At 35.3% G+C, this 2,917-nt stretch carries 1 protein-coding gene and 1 pseudogene; both read left to right on the forward strand.

Annotation, left to right across the window (positions count from 1 at the left end; translation table 11 throughout):
• Positions 1 to 388, forward strand: a 388-nt coding sequence (locus QBK95_RS22830; RefSeq protein WP_280936880.1) for a T9SS type A sorting domain-containing protein, incomplete at its 5' end; no start/stop codon positions are given.
• A 1-nt stretch (position 389) separates the two neighbouring features.
• A pseudogene (locus QBK95_RS22835) lies at positions 390 to 2,917 on the forward strand (hypothetical protein); the annotation flags it as partial.

Genomic DNA, 2,917 nt, shown 5'->3' on the forward strand with positions numbered 1-2,917 from the left:
AATATTATTTGAACAAGCGGGAGAATATCAAATTACATTAATAACAACTATCGGAGATTGTGAAACATTCTTTACCAAAACAATCTCTGTTAGAGAAGCAGCTTTTGATAGAGAACAGGAAAACCAAAATGGATTGCAACAATACCTGATGTATCCAAATCCTACCAAAGGAAACTTTACAATTGAACTTACTTTTGATAAACAAACTCCTATTGATATTAAACTATTTAGCATTGCTAATAACAGCTTGTTATATCAACATCAAGATCAACAACAAACCGAATATAGCATACCATTTAATCTGGAAGGAATACTACCCTCAGGAATATACTTTATACTGCTCGAAACTCCAGAAAAAAGCTATGTGAGAAAGATTATTGTGGAATAAAATGAAAAGAATATTTTTTATTATTACGTTTTTACTTTTGAACACTATATCCAGTGCTCAGGTAAGATATAAGGCAGAATACGATGTAACTGTTACCGTAACTAATGGTCAGAGTACTTTTGCAACTGTCGATTGGAGGTTAGGATTTAAAATTCCTTCAAGCAATACAGTTTACCCAATTTTTGCTGCTACCGTAACAAATGGAGCTCCAGAAACTTATATCAGTGATAGAGTAATTGAAATTCCTCAAAGAGCAGATAGAATGAATTATAGTCTTTTTCAAGATTTCTATCCTCAAGGCTCTTCTTGTAATGATTCTTTTGTAACTGACTTAAACTTTGACACCTTTGAATGTTTTCCCTTTCAACAACCTTTCTTTGCTTGTTTTAATCTAAATTCTCCATATTTCTTACTTTATGAATTAGAATCTATTAGGTCTCTAAATAATTTTAGTGCAACGAATAATTCAATCCCTGACTGTGATAGTAAAACAATACGAATGAGCAGTATTACCTGTTCTTTAAGAAATCCTTTATACGCCTTAGAATATCAAGTTGGTTCAAGTACTACTTGGAACACTTTATTACCTTATGGACCAAACCCTGTGAGTATAGACATACAAAGATCTGATTTCAATGGATTGGATCTTAGAGAAAACCTTAGAATAAGGTATAAGCATACTAATAGACCCAGTAACAATGTCTATTCTGAGATTCTAACATATAATTTTATTCCTTGTTCTCCGAAAATATTAGGTGTTACAACAGATGAAACTGATTGCGCAGATGGTTTAACTGGAGGATCATTCACTTTGGAATTAGATCGTACTATTGATTCAGGAGATGTGCTTAATTTTAACTTATTTGCTACAAATCCATTTAGACCTCAGGAAGATAGAAATGTAATAAGTTCAGAAATTCAACAAATAGGTAGCCAATATTTTTTCACTTGGGATAATTTACCTGCTGGCCAATATAGAGTGCAATATCAGTTAAACATGAATGGTTCTGTCGAACCACCAATCGGAAGTCCTTTAACCTTTACAATTTCTTCTCCCATAGCAGTTACTTTTAATACTTCTAAAACAGATATTTCATGTATTTCTGGTCAGGGAGCTTCTAATAATGGAAGTATAACTATTAGTGGGATCACAGGTGGAACAGGATCTTATCAATATAGTATCAATGGCAGTAGTTTTATTCCTTTTTCAGGAAATAATATAACACTATCGAATCAATCCGATGGCCCCTACACTATTCGAGTACAGGATAGCAATAACTGCAATGGAACTTCTGGAGGAAACATTTCTGTTACAGAAACCATTAATCCTGCCACAGCAATCACCATTGCAAACACACCATCACCCGTAGTAAATGTTACTGTATTTGGTGGTAATAATGGAAGCATATCTCCTACAGTGTCTGGAGGAACAACACCTCCATTGTCCTATAGTTGGTCAGGACCCTCAGGATTTTCTTCTACTCAATTAAATATTACTAACTTAATTGCAGGGACCTATACACTGACTGTAACTGATAATCCTGAAGGATGTAGTATATCCAGAAATTTTACGGTTACGGAACCTGATCAATTGGTATTTAATCCTGCAACCGTTACTCCTGTAGATTGTAATGGAAACTCCAACGGAACGATTGCAATCACTGCCTCAGGAGGATTACCAGATTATAGATTTGAACTCTTTAAAGATAATGGAGCTGGAACCTTTCTTACCACAGGCGATATCCTGAATACCTCTTCTTTGACAACAACTACTTTTAATGTTATTGGGCTTAGCGCAGGAGTTTATCGAGTACGTCTTACGGATAATAGAAATAATGCCAATCCTGAAGTAGTCATTAATTCTACTGATATAACTATTAATGAACCACCTGTTTTTCAAATTCAAAATATCAATCCTATCGATGCACTTTGTAAAGGAGGTGCCACTGGTAGTATTGTATTAGATATCATCGGTGGAGCTGGTCTATACCAGATCACTATGACGAAAAGTGGTGATCCTGGATTTAGCAGAGTCATCAATAACATTCCTAACAATAGTCTTAGCTACCCTATAAACAATTTGGCCGAAGGAACTTATACCCTAACCCTAACAGATGCTAATTCCTGTACAGTAATTAACCCTACTGCTGAAAGAATTATTACCGTAGCAGAACCTACTACCAGTGTAAGTATAAACCCTTTAAGTGTTGTCAGCCCTACTGCAGGAAACTCTGATGGTAGTATCTCTGTACAAGGACAAGGAGGAACACCTCCGTATACCTACTCCTGGAATACAGGTCAAACTCTAGCTGCTATTAGTAACCTCTCTGATGGTAGTTATACGGTTACAGTAACAGATGACAATGGATGTGATATAGATCAAACTTTTACACTCAACGAACTGGAAGTCACTATTTCGATCACTCCTGGTGAAGAAGTATTGTGTAGTAATGATACTGCTGGGTTCACTGCAAATCCAACGGGTGGTGATAATAACTATACCTATAACTGGTATAATCAAAATAATCT

This window comes from Aquimarina mycalae (genome assembly GCF_029906345.1).
Classification (GTDB): domain Bacteria; phylum Bacteroidota; class Bacteroidia; order Flavobacteriales; family Flavobacteriaceae; genus Aquimarina.